The organism is Microbacterium pullorum (genome assembly GCF_014836535.1).
GTDB lineage: Bacteria > Actinomycetota > Actinomycetes > Actinomycetales > Microbacteriaceae > Microbacterium > Microbacterium pullorum.
Genome location: NZ_JACSQP010000005.1, coordinates 95,759 through 116,034 on the forward strand (window position 1 = coordinate 95,759; position 20,276 = coordinate 116,034).

18 protein-coding genes are annotated in these 20,276 nt (G+C 71.2%); all 18 read left to right on the forward strand.

Going from position 1 to position 20,276, the window contains the following annotated elements; genetic code table 11:
* Window positions 1-62 precede the first annotated feature (62 nt).
* The 18 genes from rpoZ to H9651_RS09550 all read left to right on the forward strand — a co-directional run bounded on the left by rpoZ (window position 63) and on the right by H9651_RS09550 (window position 20,273).
* Window positions 63-317, forward strand: a complete 255-nt coding sequence (gene rpoZ, locus H9651_RS09465; protein ID WP_191719063.1) for a DNA-directed RNA polymerase subunit omega — start codon at window positions 63-65, stop codon at window positions 315-317.
* A 102-nt stretch (window positions 318-419) separates the two neighbouring features.
* Window positions 420-1,613, forward strand: a complete 1,194-nt coding sequence (metK, locus tag H9651_RS09470; protein ID WP_191719064.1) for a methionine adenosyltransferase — start codon at window positions 420-422, stop codon at window positions 1,611-1,613.
* Between the two features lie 20 nt (window positions 1,614-1,633).
* Entirely contained in the window at window positions 1,634-3,610 is a 1,977-nt protein-coding gene (locus tag H9651_RS09475) for a primosomal protein N' family DNA-binding protein (protein ID WP_191719065.1), read from the forward strand.
* 9 nt (window positions 3,611-3,619) lie between these two features.
* A complete protein-coding gene (fmt, locus tag H9651_RS09480) occupies window positions 3,620-4,540 on the forward strand; it encodes a methionyl-tRNA formyltransferase (protein WP_191719066.1) in 921 nt (306 codons plus the stop codon).
* Complete coding sequence (locus H9651_RS09485) at window positions 4,537-5,907, forward strand: RsmB/NOP family class I SAM-dependent RNA methyltransferase (protein WP_191719067.1); 1,371 nt, start codon at window positions 4,537-4,539, stop codon at window positions 5,905-5,907. The genes fmt and H9651_RS09485 overlap by 4 nt, the downstream gene beginning before the upstream one ends.
* A 553-nt stretch (window positions 5,908-6,460) precedes the next feature.
* Window positions 6,461-7,135 carry a ribulose-phosphate 3-epimerase gene (rpe, locus tag H9651_RS09490; RefSeq protein WP_191719068.1) on the forward strand — a complete coding sequence of 225 codons (675 nt, stop codon included), beginning with the start codon at window positions 6,461-6,463 and terminating at the stop codon, window positions 7,133-7,135.
* 16 nt (window positions 7,136-7,151) lie between these two features.
* A complete protein-coding gene (locus H9651_RS09495; protein ID WP_191719069.1) occupies window positions 7,152-7,415 on the forward strand; it encodes a phosphoribosyl-ATP diphosphatase in 264 nt (87 codons plus the stop codon).
* A 46-nt stretch (window positions 7,416-7,461) separates the two neighbouring features.
* The gene (gene hisG, locus H9651_RS09500) at window positions 7,462-8,304 is read left to right on the forward strand and encodes an ATP phosphoribosyltransferase (RefSeq protein WP_191719070.1); all 843 of its coding nucleotides are present in this window, start codon (window positions 7,462-7,464) and stop codon (window positions 8,302-8,304) included.
* Window positions 8,304-9,083: an imidazole glycerol phosphate synthase subunit HisF gene (gene hisF / locus H9651_RS09505; RefSeq protein ID WP_191719071.1), complete on the forward strand. Its 780-nt coding sequence runs from the start codon at window positions 8,304-8,306 to the stop codon at window positions 9,081-9,083. Before hisG ends, hisF begins: the two co-directional genes overlap by 1 nt.
* Window positions 9,080-9,436, forward strand: coding sequence for a phosphoribosyl-AMP cyclohydrolase (gene hisI, locus H9651_RS09510; RefSeq protein ID WP_191719072.1), 357 nt, complete (start codon window positions 9,080-9,082; stop codon window positions 9,434-9,436). The genes hisF and hisI overlap by 4 nt, the downstream gene beginning before the upstream one ends.
* Window positions 9,433-10,032 carry a Trp biosynthesis-associated membrane protein gene (locus tag H9651_RS09515; protein ID WP_191719073.1) on the forward strand — a complete coding sequence of 200 codons (600 nt, stop codon included), beginning with the start codon at window positions 9,433-9,435 and terminating at the stop codon, window positions 10,030-10,032. Before hisI ends, H9651_RS09515 begins: the two co-directional genes overlap by 4 nt.
* Before the next feature lie 55 nt (window positions 10,033-10,087).
* Window positions 10,088-10,318, forward strand: coding sequence for a DUF6704 family protein (locus H9651_RS09520; protein WP_191719074.1), 231 nt, complete (start codon window positions 10,088-10,090; stop codon window positions 10,316-10,318).
* Window positions 10,319-10,320: 2 nt separating this feature from the next.
* Entirely contained in the window at window positions 10,321-11,097 is a 777-nt protein-coding gene (gene trpC / locus H9651_RS09525; RefSeq protein ID WP_191719303.1) for an indole-3-glycerol phosphate synthase TrpC, read from the forward strand.
* Complete coding sequence (trpB, locus tag H9651_RS09530) at window positions 11,094-12,356, forward strand: tryptophan synthase subunit beta (protein ID WP_191719075.1); 1,263 nt, start codon at window positions 11,094-11,096, stop codon at window positions 12,354-12,356. Before trpC ends, trpB begins: the two co-directional genes overlap by 4 nt.
* Window positions 12,353-13,141: a tryptophan synthase subunit alpha gene (trpA, locus tag H9651_RS09535; RefSeq protein WP_191719076.1), complete on the forward strand. Its 789-nt coding sequence runs from the start codon at window positions 12,353-12,355 to the stop codon at window positions 13,139-13,141. The genes trpB and trpA overlap by 4 nt, the downstream gene beginning before the upstream one ends.
* Before the next feature lie 53 nt (window positions 13,142-13,194).
* Window positions 13,195-14,184: a prolipoprotein diacylglyceryl transferase gene (gene lgt, locus H9651_RS09540; RefSeq protein ID WP_191719077.1), complete on the forward strand. Its 990-nt coding sequence runs from the start codon at window positions 13,195-13,197 to the stop codon at window positions 14,182-14,184.
* Window positions 14,185-14,236: 52 nt separating this feature from the next.
* Window positions 14,237-18,814, forward strand: coding sequence for a glutamate synthase large subunit (gltB, locus tag H9651_RS09545; protein WP_191719078.1), 4,578 nt, complete (start codon window positions 14,237-14,239; stop codon window positions 18,812-18,814).
* The gene (locus H9651_RS09550; RefSeq protein WP_191719079.1) at window positions 18,807-20,273 is read left to right on the forward strand and encodes a glutamate synthase subunit beta; all 1,467 of its coding nucleotides are present in this window, start codon (window positions 18,807-18,809) and stop codon (window positions 20,271-20,273) included. The genes gltB and H9651_RS09550 overlap by 8 nt, the downstream gene beginning before the upstream one ends.
* The last annotated feature ends 3 nt before the right edge of the window (window positions 20,274-20,276 follow it).

Genomic DNA, 20,276 nt, shown 5'->3' on the forward strand with positions numbered 1-20,276 from the left:
CTGATGCCTCGGTTCAGCCGAGCGCGCAGACTTTCGCAGAAAACGACCTCAGGAGGTCCCGCATGGCCACTCGCGACCAGGGAATCATCGACCCGCCCATCGACGCACTGCTGAGCAAGGTCGACTCCAAGTACCAGCTCGTGATCTACGCGTCCAAGCGGGCGCGCCAGATCAACGACTACTACTCCGACCTGCACGAGGGCAACCTCTTCGACAACGTCGGCCCGCTCGTCGACTCCACCGTCGAGGACAAGCCCCTCACGATCGCGCTGCACGAGATCCACGAAGACAAGCTGCGCCTGCGCCACGTCGAGTGAGTCAGACACACCTGTGACGCCGTGCGGCGGACCGCTTCCGAGCATGTCCGCCGCACGGCGCATACTTGTGCCCATACCCGCCGCCTTCGTCCTGGAGCATCGATGACCGACCTGCGACTGTTCACCTCCGAGTCCGTCACCGAGGGCCACCCCGACAAGATCTGCGACCAGATCTCCGACAGCATCCTCGATGCGATCCTCGCCGAGGATCCGAACGGCCGCGTCGCCGTCGAGACGCTCGTGACCACGGGGCTCGTCCACGTGGCGGGCGAAGTGTCCACGAGCGCGTATGTCGAGATCCCCGCCATCGTGCGCGATGTCGTCAACCGCATCGGCTACACCTCCAGCGACGCCGGGTTCGACGGCAGCTCGTGCGGAGTGAGCGTGTCGATCGGCGCGCAGTCCTCCGACATCGCCGCGGGCGTCGACAAGGCGTTCGAGCGCCGCGAAGACGGCTCGGAAGACCCGCACGACCTGCAGGGCGCCGGCGACCAGGGCATCATGTTCGGCTACGCGACGACCGAGACGCCGCAGCTCATGCCCATGGCCATCTGGACGGCCCACCGCATCGCCGAACGACTCGCCGACGTGCGTCGCTCGGGTGAACTGCCGTTCCTGCGCCCCGACGGCAAGACGCAGGTCACCCTCGGCTACGACGGTCACACCCCCCGCACCGTCGAGTCGGTCGTGCTGTCCACCCAGCACCAGGCCGACATCTCGCAGAAGGCGCTGCGGGCCGCGGTGCGCGCCGAGGTCATCGACCCGGTGCTGCAGGAGACCGGGCTCGAGCTTCCCGACGTCACCTACTTCATCAACCCCGCGGGGCCCTTCGTCACCGGCGGCCCCAAGGGCGACGCCGGGCTCACCGGCCGCAAGATCATCATCGACACCTACGGCGGGGCAGCCCGCCACGGCGGTGGCGCGTTCAGCGGCAAGGACCCGTCGAAGGTCGACCGCTCCGCCGCGTACGCCATGCGCTGGGTCGCCAAGAACGCCGTCGCGGCGGGCCTCGCGGAGCGCCTCGAGGTGCAGGTGGCGTACGCCATCGGCAAGGCCAAGCCCGTCGGGCTCTACGTCGAGACGTTCGGCACCGGCCACGTCGCCGACGATGTCATCCGCCGCGCCATCCGCGAGGTGTTCGACCTGCGTCCGAAGGCCATCATCGATCAGCTCGATCTGCTGCGCCCCATCTACGCGCAGACCGCCGCCTACGGCCACTTCGGCCGTGAACTGCCCGACTTCACGTGGGAGCGCACCGACCGCGTCGAGGAGCTGCGCGCGGCCGCAGGCCTCTAGTGGAACCCGCGGGTGCCGATGTGAGCACGCGTCGCGTCGCGCGCGTGCTCATCGACTCGCCGCTGCCGCAGCTGGACCGACTGTTCGACTACGAGATCCCACCGGAGCTCGCAGACACCGTCGCCCCCGGCATCCGGGTGCGCGTGCCGCTGCGCACCGCCGGGCGCCTCGTCGACGCGTACGTCATCGAGATCGACGAGACGGATGCCGCCGGGCGGCCGCTGTCGCTGGTCGAATCCGTCATCTCCACCGTCGAGGTGCTGCCGGCGGGCCTGTACGCGCTCGCCCGGCGCGCCGCCGACCGGGCGGCCGGCTCCGCGTCGGACATCCTGCGACTGGCGGTCCCCAAACGCATGGTGCGCGCCGAGAAGGCGTGGTTCGCCGCCGACCCGGTGGCGGCGCCCACCATCGCCGACACCGACGTCGCCTGGGCCGAGGGCGTGCTCGACGCGTTCCCCGGGCTTCCCGACGCGCTGAGTGCGGGGGAGCGGCTCGCGCTGGACGCGCCCCCGCGACCGGCCACCCTCGCCTCGGGGGAGGACGTCGGCGCGTGGGCGGAGCTGCTCGCCGCCGCCGCCGTGCGCACCCTCGCCGCCGGCCGCAGCGCCGTGCTCGTCGTCCCCGACCACCGCGACCAGGCGCAGCTCGAGCTCGCCCTCGCGGGACGGGTGCCCTCCGACGCGCTCGTGCGCGACGACGCCCGACGGTCGGGTCCGGAGAGGTACGCCTCGTACCTGCGGGTGCTCGCGCCGCAGCCGTGCATCGTGGTCGGCAACCGCTCCACCGTGTACTCCCCGGCTCACCACATCGGGCTCGTCGTGATCTGGGACGACGGCGACCCGCTGCTGGCCGAACCCCTGAGCCCCGGCGTGCACGCCCGCGACGCGGCCCTCGTACGTCAGGAACTCGACGCCACCGCGCTGCTGTTCGCCGGGCACACCCGCACCACCGACGTCGAACGCCTCGTCGCGATCGGCTGGGTGCGCGAGGTTCCGGCACGGCGGCGCGCGAGCCCGCGCGTCGTGCTGTCGGCGACGCGCGAAGGCGAATCGCGCGGTGCCCGGGTGCCGTCATCTGCGTTCGCGGCGGCTCGCGAGGCCCTGGCATCCGGACCCGTGCTCGTCCAGGTCGCGCGGCCGGGTTATGCCCCCGTGCTCGTCTGCGCCGACTGCCGCACCCCCGCCCGGTGCCCGCACTGCGCGGGTCCGCTGCGTGCCCGGCGCCCCGGCGCCGTGCCGGAGTGCGGCTGGTGCGGCCGCAGCGCCCCGGCCTGGCGCTGCGCGTCGTGCGACAGCGTGAAGCTGCGCATGGCGTCGTCGGGCAGCGAGCGCACCGCCGACGAGCTCGGTCGGGCGTTCCCGGGGGTGCGCATCATCGTCGCCGACGGCACCCATCCCGTCACCCGGGTGGATGCCACCCCGGCACTGGTCATCGCCACCCGCGGGGCCGAGCCGATCGCGGCGGGCGGATACCGCGCCGTCGTGCTGCTGGACGGTGACCGCATGCTCATGGCCGACGAACTGCGCATCGGTGAGTCGTGCCTGCGGTGGTGGTCCAACGCGGCCGCCCTCGCCGCCCCGGGCGCGCCCGTGCACCTGGTGGGCGTCACCGGCGGCGTCGCACGGGCCCTGGCCACCTGGACGCAGCCGGCGTACGCGCGCAGCGAGCTGGCCGAACGTGCCCCGCTGCACATGCCGCCGGTGGTACGCGTGGCCACGGTCGACGGCTCCGCCGCCGCCGTGCGCACCTGCGTCGACACACTGCGCGAAGACCTCCCGAACCTCGGCGATGAGGCGGTGCTCGGCCCCGTCAGCACCGAGAACGGCTCACGGGCGGTGGTGCGCTTCGACTACGGCGCCGGCCGAGCCGTCGCCGACAGCCTGCGCTCGTCGGTCATCGCCGATGCCCTGCGCGCGCGACGCTCCACGAAGGGACGCCAGGCCCCGGCCCGTGCGACCCTGAGAGTGCGCGTCGATGTCCCCGATCTGGATCTGTAAGGAAACCCCATGCGTCTCGTCTTCGCGGGCACCCCCGAGCCCGCCGTCCCGTCGCTGCGTGCCCTCGCCGCCTCCGGCCACGACCTCGTCGGGGTCGTGACCCGCACCGATGCGCCGCTCGGCCGCAAGCGCGTGCTCACACCGTCACCGGTCGCGCAGGCCGCCGCCGAGCTCGGCCTGCCGGTGATCAAGGCCGACCGCCTCAACGCCGAAGCGACCGAGCGCATCGCGGCGCTGCGCCCCGACCTCGGGGTGATCGTGGCGTACGGCGGGCTCGTGCGCGAGCCGCTGCTGTCGCTGCCGCCGCACGGCTGGATCAACCTGCATTTCTCGCTGCTGCCGCGCTGGCGCGGTGCCGCTCCCGTGCAGCACGCCCTCATCGCCGGCGACCGCACGACGGGGGCGAACGTGTTCCAGCTCGTCGCCGAACTCGACGCCGGTGACGTGCTGGGGGAGATCACCTACGAGGTGCCCGAGACCGCGACGGCCGGCGACGTGCTCGCCGACCTCGCCATCAGCGGCGCGGGGCTCGTGACCGACGTGGTCGACGCGATCGCCGCGGGCACGGCGCGGGCCGTGCCGCAGACGGGGGAGCCGACCTTCGCCGGCAAGCTCACCCTCGCCGATGGCGCCCTGGATTGGTCTCAGCCCGCGACGCGCATCGTCGACCGCGTGCGCGGCACGACGCCCGAGCCCGGTGCGCACACGACGGTGGCGGGGCAGCGGCTGAAGGTGCTCGCGGCGACCGTGGCACCGGATGCCGGTGGCCTGGAGCCCGGCCGCATCGGCCTGGTCGGCCGCGACGTGGTGGTGGGTGCGGGCGAGGGCGGCGTGGTGCTGCACCGGGTGCAGCCCGCCGGCAAGGCGGCCATGGCCGCCGGCGACTGGTGGCGCGGTGCGCGTCTGACCGATGCGGTGGCCGGCGCATGAACGGCGCGACCCTGGCCCGACGCGTCGCGTTCGAGACGCTGCGCGGTGTGCACGAGTCCGACGCGTACGCCAACCTGCTGCTGCCCAAGGAGATCCGCCTCGCCGGGCTCTCGACCGCCGACGCGGGGCTGGCGACCGAACTGACCTACGGCACGCTGCGCCGGCAGGGCACGTACGACGCGATCATCGCGGATGCCGCGGGGCGCCCGGTCGAGGACATCGACCCGCCGGTGCTCGACGCGCTGCGGCTGGGCGTTCACCAGCTGCTCTCGACGCGCGTGGCATCCCACGCCGCCGTCAACGAATCGGTCTCGCTCGCACGCGCGGCCGTCGGCCAGAGCGCCGCCGGCTTCGTCAACGCCGTGCTGCGGCGGGTGTCGCGGGAGACGCCCGGCGACTGGATGCAGCGCATCACCGCGGCGGCGCGTTCGGACGACGAACGCCTCGCGCTGGCGCACGCCCACCCGGTGTGGGTCATCCGCGCGTTCCGCCGGGCGCTGGCCGCAGAGGGCCGCGCCGACGAGCTCGAACAGCTGCTCGCCGCCGACAACGTGTCGCCGCAGGTGACGATGACGGCGCTGCCGGGGCTCGCGGAGATCCCCGCGGACGCGCAGCAGACGCCTTACTCGCCGTACGGCTTCCGCCTGGGCGGCGGGGCACCCGACGCGATGATCGCCGGGGCGGGCGGGCGCGTGCGCGTGCAGGACGAGGGCTCGCAGCTGGCCGCCCTCGCCCTGGTGGGGGCGGCGCCGGTGCGGGCGGGGGAGCGGTGGCTCGACCTGTGCGCCGGTCCCGGCGGCAAGACCGCGATCCTCGCCGCCGAAGCACTCGAGCGTGGCGTGCACCTCGATGCGAACGAGCCGTCGGCCCACCGCGCCCGACTGGTGCGCGACTCGGTCGCCGGTGTGCCACTCGAGGTGCCGGTGAGTCAGGAAGACGGTCGTGACCGCGCCCTCGCGGCAGCCGGCCAATACGACCGCGTGCTCGTCGACGCCCCCTGCACGGGCCTCGGCGCGCTCCGCCGTCGGCCGGAGGCGCGCTGGCGCAAGAGCCCGTCGGATGTCCCCGAGCTCACCGACTTGCAGCTGGGGCTCGCGAGGGCCGCCGTGCAGGCGCTGCGCCCCGGCGGCATCCTCACGTACGTCACGTGCTCGCCGCATCTGGCCGAGACGGCCGCGATCGGTGCGGAGCTGCTTCGCGAATTCGGCGACGGCCTCGAAGAGCTCGACGCCCGCGCCGTGGTCTCCTCCGTCGCCCGCACCCCGCTGGATCTGCCGGCGCAGGTCGACGGCTCGGGCCGCGCGCAGCTGTGGCCGCACCGTCACGGCACCGACGCGATGTCGATCACCCTCCTGCGCCGCCGCTGACCCCCGCCGCGCCGCGCGTTCGCGTCGCCGCGCCGTGCCGCGGTCGCCCCGCCGCGAGAGCTGCTCAAGTGTCACTCGTGCACAGTTCCGCGGCGCCACACCCGCCACACCCGACACCGGAGCAGCCCGCACCGCCCACCCGCGGCGCCCGAGGGCTGCTGCGGTGTCGCGTGTGCGCAGTCCCGCGGCGCAGCACCCGCCACACGCGACACCGGAGCAGCTCGCGGCCGCGGGCGCGGCCGCGGCCGCGGGGCGATACTCACCGCGATGGATGCCGGAACGTGCGCGGCCGCCCGCCGAAGCCGCGCCGCACGCCCGCAGATCCCCGGGCCGTTCCGGTGTCGCTCCGGCACAGTCCGTCGGCCGCACATCCACCACGACCGACACCGGAGCAGCCCGCGGTCCGGCGCCCGACATCCGGGGGCTGCTGCGGTGTCGCGTGTGCATAGTCCCGCGGCGTGACCACCCGCCATATGCGACACCGGAGCAGCCCCCGGGCGCGCGACCGCGGTCTGCGGCACCCGGCCAGCCCGCGGCCCGGGATAATGAAGGCGTGACTGACAACGACGTGCGCATCAACCCGAGCATCCTCGCCGCCGACTTCGTCAACATGCAGGCCGACCTCGCCCGCATCGCGACGGCCGACTTCGTGCACGTGGACGTCATGGACAACCACTTCGTGCCGAACCTCACGTTCGGGCCGCAGATGGTCGGGCGCATCCAGGACACCAGCCCCATCCCGCTGGATGTGCACCTCATGATCGACGAGCCCGATCGCTGGGCACCGGAGTATGCCGAGCTCGGCGCCGAATCGGTCACATTCCACCTCGAAGCGGCGACCGACCCGATCTCACTCGCACGGCGCCTGCGCCAGATCGGCGCCCGGGCCGGCGTCGCGGTCAAGCCCGGCACCCCCGTGGAGGGGCTGTTCGACTCGCTCGACGAGTTCGACCAGATCCTCGTGATGACGGTGGAACCCGGCTTCGGCGGTCAGTCGTTCATGCCCGAGACCATGCCGAAGCTGCGGATGCTGGCCGACGAGGCCCGCCGACGCGGCAGCGCCGTGTGGCTGCAGGTCGACGGCGGCATCGGCGAATCGACGATCGCCCAGGCCGCCGAGGCCGGCGCCGACACGTTCGTGGCCGGGTCCGCCGTATTCGGCGCGACCGATCCGCAGGCCGCGATCACGGCCCTGCGCACCGCGGCGGGCCGCGCCCACCGGCACTGACCGGTAACCTGTCAAGGTGAAGACGTTCGACACCCTGTTCGCCGAGTTGTCCGCCACGGCGCAGCAGCGCCCCGAAGGGTCGGGAACCGTCGCGCAGCTGGATGCGGGCGTGCACGCGATCGGCAAGAAGATCGTCGAAGAGGCCGCTGAGGTCTGGATGGCCGCCGAGTACGAATCGCAGGATGCCGCGGCGGAGGAGATCTCCCAGCTGCTGTACCACCTGCAGGTGATGATGCTCGCGAAGGGGCTGAGCCTCGACGACGTCTACCGTCATCTCTGAGCCCACGCCCACACCCGCGCATCCATCCCCACACCGAAAGCCACCCATGCTGCGTATCGCCGTGCCGAACAAGGGCTCCCTCGCCGACACCGCCGCCGAGATGCTCGCCGAGGCGGGCTACACGGGCCGCCGTGACCCGAAGGACCTGCACGTCATCGACCCGGTCAACGAGGTCGAGTTCTTCTACCTGCGCCCCAAAGACATCGCCACCTACGTCGGCTCCGGCGCACTGGATGTCGGCATCACCGGCCGTGACCTGCTGCTGGACGCCCGCATGCCGGGGGCGCGCGAGATCGAATCCCTCGGCTTCGGCGCGTCGACCTTCCGTTTCGCGGGCCCTCCCGGCCGCTTCGCCACGCTCGCCGACCTCGACGGCGTGCGGGTCGCCACCGCCTACCCGGGCCTGGTCGACGCGTACCTCGACGAGCACGGCGTGGCGGTGGACCTCGTGCCGCTGGACGGTGCCGTGGAATCGGCCGTGCAGCTGGGCGTCGCCGACGCCGTCGCCGATGTGGTCTCCACCGGGACGACACTGCGCCAGGCGGGCCTCGAGATCTTCGGCCCGGTGCTGCTGCAGTCCGAGGCCGTGCTGATCGGCGCTCCCGTCGAAGCGCCCGGCGCCGAGACCCTGCTGCGGCGCCTGCGCGGCGTCATGGTCGCCCGCCGCTACGTGCTGGTCGACTACGACCTGCCGGCGAACCTCGTCGATGAGGCCGTCACGATCGCCGGCGGCATCGAGTCGCCCACCATCTCGCCGCTGCGCGACCCGGCGTGGGTCGCCGTGCGCGTGATGATCGAGCGCACGCGCGCCAACCAGGTCATGGACGCCCTCTACGCCATCGGCGCCCGCGCGATCCTGGTGACCGCCATCCACAACGCGAGGCTCTGATGACCCTCGCGTGCCGCGTCATCCCGTGCCTCGACGTCGCGGCGGGCCGCGTCGTCAAGGGCGTGAACTTCGCGAACCTGCGCGACATGGGCGACCCGGTCGCCCTCGCCCGCATGTACTACGAGCAGGGCGCCGACGAGATCACCTTCCTCGATGTCACCGCCACCGTCGATGACCGTGCCACGACCTACGACGTGGTGCGCCGCACCGCCGAAGAGGTCTTCATCCCGCTGACCGTCGGTGGGGGAGTGCGCTCCGCCGACGACGTGGCCAGGCTGCAGGCGGTGGGGGCCGACAAGATCGGCGTCAACTCCGCCGCCATCGCCCGCCCCGCCCTGCTCTCCGAGATCGCCGACCGGTTCGGCTCGCAGGCCCTCGTGCTGTCGCTGGATGTGAAGCGGTCGGATGCCACGGCTTCGGGGTTCGTCGTGACCACCCACGGCGGACGCACCGAGACCACGCTGGATGCCCTGGACTGGGCCCGCGAGGCCATCGACCGCGGTGCCGGCGAGCTGCTGGTGAACTCCATCGACGCCGACGGCACGAAGACGGGCTTCGACCTGCAGCTGATCGGCCTCATGCGCGAGCTCGCCAGCGTGCCCGTCATCGCCTCCGGAGGAGCCGGTGCCGCAGCCGATTTCGCCCCGGCCGTGCACGCCGGCGCCGACGCGGTGCTGGCAGCGTCGGTGTTCCACTCCGGCCAGCTGAGCATCGCCGACGTCAAGGACGCCCTCGCCGCCGACGGCGTGCTGGTGCGCGGACGGGAGGACGCATCATGACCGAATCCGTGGACGACCGCATCGCGCGGGTGCGCTTCGACGACGCGGGCCTCGTCGCGGCCATCATCCAGCAGTGGGACACCCGCGAGGTGCTCATGCTGGCGTGGATGGATGCCGAGGCACTCCGGCGCACCCTCACCACCGGCCGCGTGACGTTCTGGTCGCGCTCGCGCGGGGAGTACTGGCGCAAGGGCGACACGTCCGGGCACATCCAGCTCGTGCGCGGCGCACGCCTGGATTGCGACGGCGACGCCGTGCTGATCGAGGTCGAGCAGATCGGCGCGGCCTGCCACACCGGCACCCGCACCTGCTTCGACGTCGACGACCTGCACCCGCAGACGGCGCTGTCATGACCCGTCGCGCACGCCTGATGGCCGTGCTCGCGATCGTGGTCGCCGGCGGTGCCGCCGTGATCTCGTCCACGCAGACGTGGCTGCACGTCACCCTCACCGACGGCGCGGCCGACTCGCTCGCCGTGCCGGGCACCGCCGCCGTCCCGGTGCTGGCCCCGCTCGGGCTCGCCGCTCTGGCACTCGGCCTCGCCCTCACGATCGTGGGGCGCGTGCTGCGCTACGTCTTCGGCGTGATCGCGATCGCCATCGGCGCGTCGCTGCTGGCCCTCGTCTGGCCCGTGGCGATCGACCTGCCGCTGCCCGCCGTCGCCGCCACCGTGACCGAGGCCACCGGCCTCAGCGGTCTGGAGGCCGTGTCGGCCCTCGTCGCCGAGATCACCGCGACAGCCTGGCCGTGGGTGGCCCTCGTGGCCGCCGTCGTGCTGATCGCCGGCGGCGCGTTCACCCTTGCCACCGCCCACACGTGGCGCGGTTCCGGCCGCCGCTACCGCACCGACACACCCGCCGCCGGCACCGGCGGAACCGCGGGATCGCGCCCCCACGACGCGATCGACTCGTGGGACGACCTGTCCCGCGGCGCGGACCCGACGGCCTGACCCCGCTAGACTGAACCGAGCGGCCGCCCTGCCGCTCGGCACGCGAAGGAGATCCATGAGCAACCACATCGGCGACCCCGGTCACGGACATTCCCCGGCAGCATGGACCGCCGTCGTGATCATGCTTCTCGCGGTGGTTCTGGGCACGGTGTTCTTCTGGCTGGATATGCCGGCACTGGTATGGGCTTCGGCCGCCCTCGTCGTGGTCGGCGCGCTCGTCGGGTGGGGCATGGCCAAGGCCGGTTACGGCGTCAACGGCCCCAAGTACGCGCCGAAGCAGCATTGAGTATCCTCGCTGACCTCACAGCCGGCGCAGTCGAGGACGCCCAGGCACGCCAGCAGCTGCGTCCGCTCGCGGAGGTGGAGCAGTCGGCGCTCGCCCAGGCTCCCGCCCTCGACGCGTTGCACGCTCTCGCACCCGCGGGCCAGGTCAAGATCATCGCCGAGGTCAAGCGCGCGAGTCCTTCGCGTGGCGACCTGGCATCGATCCCCGACCCCGCCCACCAGGCATCGCTCTACCAGACCGGGGGAGCGAGCGCGATCTCGGTGCTGACCGAGGGCCGCCGCTTCAAGGGCAGCCTCGCCGACCTCGAGGCCGTGAAGGCCGCCGTGTCGGTGCCGGTGCTGCGCAAGGACTTCATCGCGACGCCCTACCAGGTGCTCGAAGCACGCGCGAGCGGCGCCGACCTCGTGCTGCTCATCGTGGCCGCCCTCGAGCAGCCGGTGCTGGCGCAGCTGCACAGCCTCGTCCTCGACCTCGGCATGACGCCGCTGGTGGAGACCCACTCGCTCGACGAGGTGCACCGCGCCGCCGACATCGGCGCACGCCTGGTCGGGGTCAACGCCCGCGACCTCTCGACGTTCGAGATGGATCGCGACCTGTTCGGCCGGTTGGCCGAGCACCTGCCGTCGGATGCCGTGAAGATCGCGGAATCCGCCGTGCTCACCCCCGCCGACGTCACGCACTACCGCGCCGCGGGCGCCGACGTCGTCCTCATCGGGGAGGCGCTGGTCACCGGCGACCCCGTCTCGACCCTCACTGCTTTCCTGGAGGCCGGCTCATGAGTCTGCGCGATGCCGCTGGACCCTTCTTCGGCGACTTCGGCGGCCGGTACATGCCGGAATCGCTCATCGCCGCGATCGACGAACTCACCGCGGTGTACGACGCCGCGAAGATCGATCCGTCGTTCCAGGCCGAGTTCGAGGGCCTGCTGCGCTCGTACGCCGGCCGCCCGTCGCCGCTGACCGAAGTGCCCCGGTTCGCCGAGCACGCCGGCGGCGCCCGCGTGTTCCTCAAACGCGAGGACCTCAACCACACCGGGTCGCACAAGATCAACAACGTCATCGGGCAGGCGCTGCTCACGAAGCGCCTCGGCAAGACCCGCGTCATCGCCGAGACCGGCGCCGGTCAGCACGGCGTCGCCACCGCCACGGCGGCTGCGCTCTTCGGCTTCGACTGCACCGTCTACATGGGCGAGGTCGACACCGAGCGCCAGGCGCTCAACGTCGCGCGCATGCGGCTGCTGGGCGCCGAGGTGATCCCGGTCACGACGGGCTCGCGCACGCTGAAGGATGCCATCAACGAGGCATACCGCGACTGGGTCGCCAGTGTCGAGACGACCAACTACATCTTCGGCACCGCGGCCGGCCCCCACCCGTTCCCCGCGATGGTGCGCGACTTCCAGAAGATCATCAGCGAAGAGGCCCGCGCGCAGCTGCTCGACGAGGTCGGACGTCTGCCCGACGCGGTCGTCGCCTGTGTCGGCGGCGGATCGAACGCGATCGGGATGTTCGATGCGTTCCTCGACGACGCCGACGTGAAGCTGTACGGCGTGGAGGCGGCCGGCGACGGTGTCGACACCCTCCGTCACGCGGCATCCATCGAGCGTGGCCGCCCCGGCGTGCTGCACGGTGCGAAGACCTTCGTCCTGCAGGATGAGGACGGTCAGACCGTCGAGTCGCACTCGATCTCCGCGGGCCTCGACTATCCCGGCGTCGGCCCCGAGCACGCGTGGTTGGCGTCGATCGGCCGCGCCGAGTACATCCCCGCGACCGACACCGAGGCGATGGAGGCCCTGCGACTGCTCAGCCGCACCGAGGGGATCATCCCCGCGATCGAGTCGGCCCACGCGCTGGCGGGCGCCATGCGTCTCGGCCGCGAACTCGGACCGGATGCCGTGATCGCCGTCAGCCTCTCCGGCCGCGGCGACAAGGACATGGACACCGCGGCCCGCTGGTTCGGGCTCTACGGCGACGAGGCTCCCGCCCCGGTGGTCACGCCGCCCGAAGACGACGCCGCTGCCGGTGAAGGGATCGAACTGTGACCTCCCGCGTCGCCGCCGCCATCGACAAGGCCGCCGCCGAGGGACGCGGTGCGTTCGTCGGCTACCTGCCGCTCGGGTTCCCCGACCTGCAGGCGAGCATCGAGGCCGCCGTCACCCTCGCCGAGAACGGCGCCGACATCCTCGAGCTCGGCCCTCCCTACTCCGACCCCGTGATGGACGGCACCGTCATTCAGGAGGCGACCCAGACCGCCCTCGCGGCCGGGTTCCGACTTCGTGACATCTTCACCGCGGTGCGGGAGATCACTTCGCGCGTCGAGGTCCCCGTGCTGGTGATGACGTACTGGAACCCCGTCATGCAGTACGGCGTCGACCGCTTCGCCGATGACCTGCTCGCCGCGGGCGGCGCGGGACTCATCACCCCCGACATCACTCCCGACACTGCGGGCGAGTGGATCGCGGCATCCGAGCGCACCGGCCTCGACCGGATCTTCCTCGCCGCCCCCACCTCCACCGACGAGCGGCTCGACCTCATCGTCGGCGCATCGACGGGGTTCGTGTACACCGTCTCGACGATGGGCATCACGGGGGAGCGGGCGGATCTGGATGCCGCCGCGCGCACGCTCGTGCAGCGGCTGCGCGACCGCGGCTGCGAACGCGCCTGCGTCGGCATCGGCATCTCGACCGCCGACCATGTCGCCGGAGTGCTGGACTACGCCGACGGGGCGATCGTGGGCACCGCCCTCGTGCGGGCGCTCCGCGACGGCGGACTCGACGCTCTCGCCGCCACGACACGCGCCCTCACCGCCGGCGCCACCGCGAACTAGACTTTCTCGGGCCGGACCGCCTCCGCCCTCCGAACGCAAGGACCCGATCTCCCATGATCCACGCCGCAGCGAGCGTCGTCGCCAGCATCCCGAGCCCGTCCGTCAGTTACTGGGACCTGGGTCCGCTGCGCATCCACTTCTACGCGCTGTGCATCATCGCCGGGATCATCGCCGCGGCGCTGCTGACCAACCGCCGCCTCACCCGGCGTGGTGCGGAGCCGTGGGTCGTCCTCGACATCTCGCTGCTCGCGGTGCCGCTGGCCATCGTCGGCGCGCGCATCTTCCACGTGCTCACCCATCCGGGGTTCTACTTCGGCCAGGGTCGACAGTGGTGGAACCCGTTCGAGCAGGACGCCATCTGGAATATCTGGGACGGCGGCATCGCGATCTTCGGCGCCCTCCTCGGCGGCGCCGTGGGTGCGTGGCTGGGCTGCCGCTGGACCGGCATCCGCTTCTGGAGCTTCGCCGATGCACTGGCCCCCGGCCTGCTGCTCGCGCAGGCGATCGGCCGGTTCGGCAACTGGTTCAACCAGGAACTCTACGGCGTGCCCACCGACCTGCCGTGGGGCCTGGAGATCGACTACCCCAATGCTGCGTGGCCGGTCGGCCTGCCCGAAGGGACCCTCTTCCACCCCACGTTCCTGTACGAGTCGCTGTGGAACCTCCTCGGCGTGCTGGTGCTGCTGTGGGCCGGCCGCAAGCTGCGCCTGCAGTGGGGACGGCTGTTCGGGCTGTACCTCGTCTGGTACTGCGCGGGCCGCGTGGTGTGGGAATCGATCCGCATCGACCCGAGCGAAGTCTTCCTCGGCCTTCGCACGAATGTGTGGGCCGCGATCTTCGGTGTCGTGGTGGGGCTCGTCATCATCGTCGTGCAGAAGCGCCGCCACACCGGCAATGAGCCGTCGGTATATGTGCCCGGGCGCCAGTGGCAGCCCGATGGGGCTGTACACTCTCAGAACACCGAAGACTTCGTCGACGTGAGCGCACCCCCCGCGTCCGATGTCCCCGAGGAGACAGCCACAAGCGCAGTTCCCCGCACATAGCTTTCAGGGCCGACGTCGTCCCGTCTTGAGTCTCAGAGTAAGGACGGCAGGTATGCCTTCGAGCCCCCGTCGCGACGCCGGATCCCTCTCGGCGTTCCCGCCCCGCCAGGGCATGTACAACCCCGCGTTCGAGAAGGATGCGTGCGGTCTGGCGATGGTCGCCACCCTCCGCGGTCACGCCGGCCACGACATCGTGGAGCTGGCGCTGACGGCGTTGCGCAACCTCGAGCACCGCGGTGCCATCGGTTCGGATGCGGGCACCGGTGACGGAGCCGGCATCCTCACGCAGATGCCGGATGCCTTCCTGCGCGCGGTCGTGGACTTCGACCTGCCTGCTGCGGGGGAGTACGCCGCCGGAATGGCGTTCCTGCCGCGCGAACACGATGCCCGCGAGTCCCTGAAGACCGGCATCGAGGAGCTCGCCGCCCGCGAGGGGCTGACGGTGCTGGGCTGGCGCGTGGTCCCGACCGCCGAGGACAACCTCGGCAAGCTGGCCCACGACGCACGTCCCGCGTTCGAGCAGCTGTTCCTCTCCCGCCCCGCCATCGGCGGTGCGCCGGCGTTGTCGGGCATCGCCCTCGACCGGCGCGCCTATCGGCTGCGCAAGCGCGCCCAGCATGAGCTGGGCGCGTATTTTGTCTCCCTGTCGTGCCGCACGCTCGGGTACAAGGGCATGGTCACGACACTGCAGCTCGAGCCGTTCTATCCCGATCTGCAGGACGAGCGCTTCACGTCCGAGCTCGCCGTCGTGCACTCGCGCTACTCCACCAACACGTTCCCGTCGTGGCCGCTGGCCCAGCCGCTGCGCATGCTCGCGCACAACGGCGAGATCAACACCGTCAGCGGCAACCGCAACTGGATGCGTGCACGGCAGTCGCAGCTCGAATCCGAGCTGCTCGGCGACATCCGCCCGCTGCTGCCGATCTGCACCGACGGCGCGAGCGACTCGGCGTCGTTCGACGAGGTGCTGGAGCTGCTCACCCTGACCGGCCGCAGCCTGCCCCACGCCATCATGATGATGGTGCCTGAGGCGTACGAGAAGCAGGCCGACATCGCGCCGGATCTGCGCGCGTTCTACGACTACCACTCCATGCTCATGGAGCCCTGGGACGGCCCGGCCGCCCTGATCTTCACCGACGGCACGCTGGTCGGAGCCACGCTCGACCGCAACGGGCTGCGCCCGGGTCGCTGGACCGAGACCACCGACGGCCTCGTCGTCATCGGCAGCGAGACCGGCGTGCTCGACTTCGAACCATCGCGCATCAAGCGGCGCGGCCGGCTGAGCCCGGGGCGCATGTTCCTCGTCGACACCGCACAGCGCCGCATCGTGGAGGACTCCGAGATCAAGGCGAACCTGGCCGCCTCCGAGCCGTGGGAGTTGTGGCTGCGACAGCGGCTGCAGCTGTCGGAGCTCCCGGAGCGCGAGCACATCGTGCATCCCATCGCCTCCATCACCCGCCGCCAGCGCACCTTCGGCTACACCGAGGAGGAGGTGCGGATCCTGCTGACCCCGATGGGACAGAACGGCGCGGAGCCGATCGGCGCCATGGGGTCGGACACGCCGATCGCGGTGCTCAGCGAACGGCCGCGGCTGCTGTTCGACTACTTCGTGCAGCAGTTCGCCCAGGTCACCAACCCGCCGCTGGACTCCATCCGCGAAGAGGTCGTCACGAGCCTGCGCGCCGGTCTCGGCCCCGAGCGCAACCTGCTGTCCGCCGGCCCCGACCACGCGCGCCAGATCACGCTGGACTTCCCGGTGATCGACAACGACGAGTTGGCGAAGATCCACAACATCGAGCGCATCATGCCCGGCCGCCGGGCGGTGACGCTCAAGGGCCTCTACCACTTCGATGCCGGCCCGCATTCGCTGCAGGCGCGGCTGGAGGAGCTGTGCGCCGAAGCGGAGCAGGCGATCGAGGACGGTGCGGAGTTCCTCATCCTCTCCGACCGCGACTCGAATAAGGACCTCGTCCCGATCCCGTCGCTGCTCATGGTCTCCGCCGTGCACCATCACCTCATCCGCAAGCAGAACCGCATGAAGGTCGGGCTCGTGGTCGAAGCCGGCGACGTGCGCGAAGTGCACCATGTCGCGACCCTCATCGGCTACGGCGCCTCCGCCGTGAACCCCTATCTCGCGATGGAATCGGTCGAGTACCTGGTGCGCGCCGGCTTCATCACCGGCATCACCCCGGAGAAGGCCGTCACCAACGTGATCTACGCCCTCGGCAAGGGCGTGCTGAAGATCATGTCGAAGATGGGCATCTCCACGGTGTCCTCCTACGCCGGCGCCCAGGCGTTCGAAGCCGTGGGGCTGTCGCGGGAGTTCATCGACGCGTACTTCACCGGCACCGAGACCAAGCTCGGCGGCATCGGCATCGAGCAGATCGCTGCCGAGAACCAGGCCCGACACGACTGGGCCTACCCGCAGGACGGCGCGGCGCGCGCCCACGAACGGCTGTGGACCGGCGGCGAGTACCAGTGGCGTCGCGACGGCTCGCCGCATCTGTTCAACCCCGACACGATCTTCCGGCTGCAGCATTCCACCCGTTCGCGCCGGTACGACATCTTCCGCGAGTACACCAGGCTCGTCGACGACCAGGCGAAGGAACTCAAGACCCTCCGCGGCATGTTCACGCTGCGCACGGGCCAGCGGCCCGCTGTGCCGCTGGACGAGGTCGAACCGGTGTCGTCGATCGTCAAGCGGTTCTCCACCGGCGCGATGAGCTACGGCTCCATCTCGAAGGAGGCCCACGAGACGCTCGCCATCGCGATGAATCGCCTGGGCGGCAAGTCGAACACCGGTGAGGGCGGCGAGGACGTCGACCGGCTGCTGGATCCCGAGCGCCGCAGCGCCATCAAGCAGGTGGCATCCGGCCGGTTCGGGGTCACGAGCATGTACCTCACCCACGCCGACGACATCCAGATCAAACTCGCCCAGGGCGCCAAGCCCGGCGAGGGCGGTCAGCTGCCCCCGGCGAAGGTGTACCCCTGGATCGCGCGCACCCGCGGCGGCACCCCCGGGGTCGGCCTCATCTCGCCCCCGCCCCACCACGACATCTACTCGATCGAAGACCTCAAGCAGCTGATCTTCGACCTCAAGCGCGCCAACCCGAAGGCCCGGGTGCACGTGAAGCTCGTGAGCCAGTCGGGCATCGGCGCGGTCGCCGCCGGCACCGCCAAGGCCCTCGCCGACGTGATCCTCGTCTCCGGTCACGACGGCGGCACGGGTGCAAGTCCACTGAACTCCCTCAAGCACGCCGGCACGCCGTGGGAGCTGGGGCTCGCCGAGACGCAGCAGACACTCATGCTCAACGACATGCGCGACCGCGTCGTGGTGCAGGCCGACGGCCAGCTCAAGACCGGACGCGACGTCATCATCGCGGCGCTGCTGGGTGCCGAGGAGTTCGGGTTCGCGACCACCGCGCTCGTCGTGGAGGGGTGCATCATGATGCGCGTCTGCCACCTCGACACCTGCCCCGTCGGGGTGGCGACGCAGAACCCGGTGCTGCGGGAGCGGTTCACCGGCAAGGCCGAGCACGTCGTGAACTTCATGGAGTTCCTGGCCCAGGAGGTGCGCGAGTACCTCGCCGAACTCGGTTTCCGCTCGCTCGACGAGGCCGTCGGCCACAGCGAACTGCTGGACGTCAACGGTGCGATCTCGCACTGGAAGGCGAACGGGCTCGACCTCACGCCGATCCTGCGCGGTCCCGTCTTCGCCGAGACGGCTGCCCGTCGCAACACCCGCAGCCAGGACCACGAGCTCGAGGAGCACTTCGACGTGCAGCTCATCGAGCGCGCGCAGGACGTCATCACCCACGGCGGTCAGATCACGATCGATCTGCCCATCCGCAACACCGAGCGGGCGGTCGGCACGATGCTCGGCAACCGGGTGACCCTCGCGCACGGCGCGAACGGTCTGCCGTCGGGCTCGATCGTGGTGAATCTCACCGGCTCCGCCGGCCAGTCGTTCGGCGCGTTCCTCCCTGCCGGAATCACGCTGCGGCTCGAGGGCGACTCGAACGACTACGTCGGCAAGGGCCTGTCGGGCGGTCAGATCGTCGTGCGCCCGCCGAAGGATGCCACCTTCGACGCCTCCCGCAACGTCATCGCCGGCAACGTCATCGGCTACGGCGCGACGCAGGGCACCATGTTCCTGCGCGGCGTCGTGGGGGAGCGGTTCTTCGTGCGCAATTCCGGTGCCACAGCCGTGGTCGAGGGCGTCGGCGACCACGCCCTCGAGTACATGACCGGCGGTCTCGCCGTCATCCTCGGCGCCACCGGCCGCAACCTCGGCGCCGGCATGTCGGGTGGAAACGCCTACATCCACCGGCTCGACACCGCGCTGGTGAACCGCGAATCGCTCGCCAGTGGCGAGCTGGAACTGATGGAAATGGGTGCGGGGGACATCGAGATCCTCCGCGACCTGTTGCTGCAGCACGTCGCCGAGACCGATTCGGCTCTCGCGGCATCCCTGCTGGAGAACTTCGACGTCGCGGCCACGGAATTCGTCCGCGTCGTCCCGCGTGATTACGCGGCCGTTCTGCAGACCCGCCAAAAGGCGGCCGCCGAGGGGCTGGACCCCGACGGCGATGTCGTCTGGAATCGCATCATGGAGGTGACCGGTGGCTGACCCGAAGGGCTTTCTGAAAGTCACCGAGCGCGAGCTGCCGCCGCGCCGGCCCGTACCCGTCCGCATCCTCGACTGGAAAGAGGTGTACGAACCGGGCGACTCCGCGGTGCTGCGCCGCCAGGCCGGGCGCTGCATGGACTGCGGCGTGCCGTTCTGCCACAAGGGGTGCCCGCTGGGCAACCTCATCCCGGAGTGGAACGACCTCACCTGGCGCGGCCAGCCGCGCAGCGCCATCGAACGGCTCCACGCCACCAACAACTTCCCGGAGTTCACCGGTCGGCTGTGCCCCGCGCCCTGCGAGAGCGCGTGCGTGCTGGGGATCAACCAGCCCGCCGTGACCATCAAGCAGGTCGAGGTGTCGATCATCGACGAGGCATTCGCCCGCGGCTGGGTGGAGCCCGAGCCGCCGGCTCGCCTGACCGGCAAGACCGTCGCCGTCGTCGGTTCCGGGCCCGCGGGCCTCGCCGCCGCCCAGCAGCTCACCCGTGCCGGCCACACCGTCGCCGTGTTCGAGCGCGACGACCGCATCGGCGGGCTGCTGCGCTACGGCATCCCGGACTTCAAGATGGAGAAGCGCCACCTCGAGTCGCGTCTGCGTCAGATGCAGGACGAGGGCACACGGTTCCGTGCCGGAGTGGAGATCGGCAAGGACATCACGTGGGACCAGCTCCGTGCGCGTTACGACGCGGTCGTGGTCGCCACCGGTGCCACCGTGCCGCGCGATCTGCCGATCCCCGGGCGCGACCTCGCCGGCGTGCACTTCGCGATGGAGTACCTCGTCGAATCGAACAAAGCCGTCGCGGGTGATCAGGTTCCCAACCAGATCAGCGCGCAGGGCAAGCACGTCATCGTGATCGGCGGCGGTGACACCGGCGCCGACTGCATCGGCACCGCACACCGCCAGGGCGCACTGAGCGTGACCAACCTCGCCATCGGCGTGCAGCCGCCCACCGCCCGCCCCGACCACCAGCCGTGGCCCATGACGCCGACGATCTTCGAAGTCACCTCGGCGCACGAAGAGGGTGGCGAACGCGCCTACCTCGCCTCGACGGTCGAGTTCCTCGGCAACGACGTGGGAGAGGTGCGTGCCCTCCGCGTCGCCGAGACGGAGTTCGTCGACGGTCGCCGTGTGCCCAAGAGCGGCACGGAGCGCGAGATCCCCGCCGACCTCGTGCTCATCGCGATGGGCTTCACCGGTCCGGAACGCACCGCACTCGAGACGCAGCTGCAGGCGCAGTTCACGCCACGCGGCATCCTCACCCGCGACGACGAATATCAGGCGACACACCCGGGCGTCTTCGTCGCCGGTGATGCCGGGCGTGGTCAGTCGCTCATCGTGTGGGCGATCGCCGAAGGCCGAGCTGCGGCCGCCTCGGTCGACCGTCACCTCATGGGCTCGACCGAGCTTCCTGCTTTCGTACGGCCCACTGACATCGCCATCGGGCTGCAGCCCGCGTAGGCT

What these genes read in the sequence shown, in the direction of transcription:
- rpoZ (WP_191719063.1), top strand. Translation starts at nt 63, where the DNA reads ATGGCCACTCGCGACCAGGGAATCATCGACCCGCCCATCGACGCACTG.
- metK (WP_191719064.1), top strand. Translation starts at nt 420, where the DNA reads ATGACCGACCTGCGACTGTTCACCTCCGAGTCCGTCACCGAGGGCCAC.
- fmt (WP_191719066.1), top strand. Translation starts at nt 3,620, where the DNA reads ATGCGTCTCGTCTTCGCGGGCACCCCCGAGCCCGCCGTCCCGTCGCTG.
- H9651_RS09485 (WP_191719067.1), top strand. Translation starts at nt 4,537, where the DNA reads ATGAACGGCGCGACCCTGGCCCGACGCGTCGCGTTCGAGACGCTGCGC.
- hisG (WP_191719070.1), top strand. Translation starts at nt 7,462, where the DNA reads ATGCTGCGTATCGCCGTGCCGAACAAGGGCTCCCTCGCCGACACCGCC.
- hisF (WP_191719071.1), top strand. Translation starts at nt 8,304, where the DNA reads ATGACCCTCGCGTGCCGCGTCATCCCGTGCCTCGACGTCGCGGCGGGC.
- hisI (WP_191719072.1), top strand. Translation starts at nt 9,080, where the DNA reads ATGACCGAATCCGTGGACGACCGCATCGCGCGGGTGCGCTTCGACGAC.
- H9651_RS09515 (WP_191719073.1), top strand. Translation starts at nt 9,433, where the DNA reads ATGACCCGTCGCGCACGCCTGATGGCCGTGCTCGCGATCGTGGTCGCC.
- H9651_RS09520 (WP_191719074.1), top strand. Translation starts at nt 10,088, where the DNA reads ATGAGCAACCACATCGGCGACCCCGGTCACGGACATTCCCCGGCAGCA.
- trpB (WP_191719075.1), top strand. Translation starts at nt 11,094, where the DNA reads ATGAGTCTGCGCGATGCCGCTGGACCCTTCTTCGGCGACTTCGGCGGC.
- lgt (WP_191719077.1), top strand. Translation starts at nt 13,195, where the DNA reads ATGATCCACGCCGCAGCGAGCGTCGTCGCCAGCATCCCGAGCCCGTCC.
- gltB (WP_191719078.1), top strand. Translation starts at nt 14,237, where the DNA reads ATGCCTTCGAGCCCCCGTCGCGACGCCGGATCCCTCTCGGCGTTCCCG.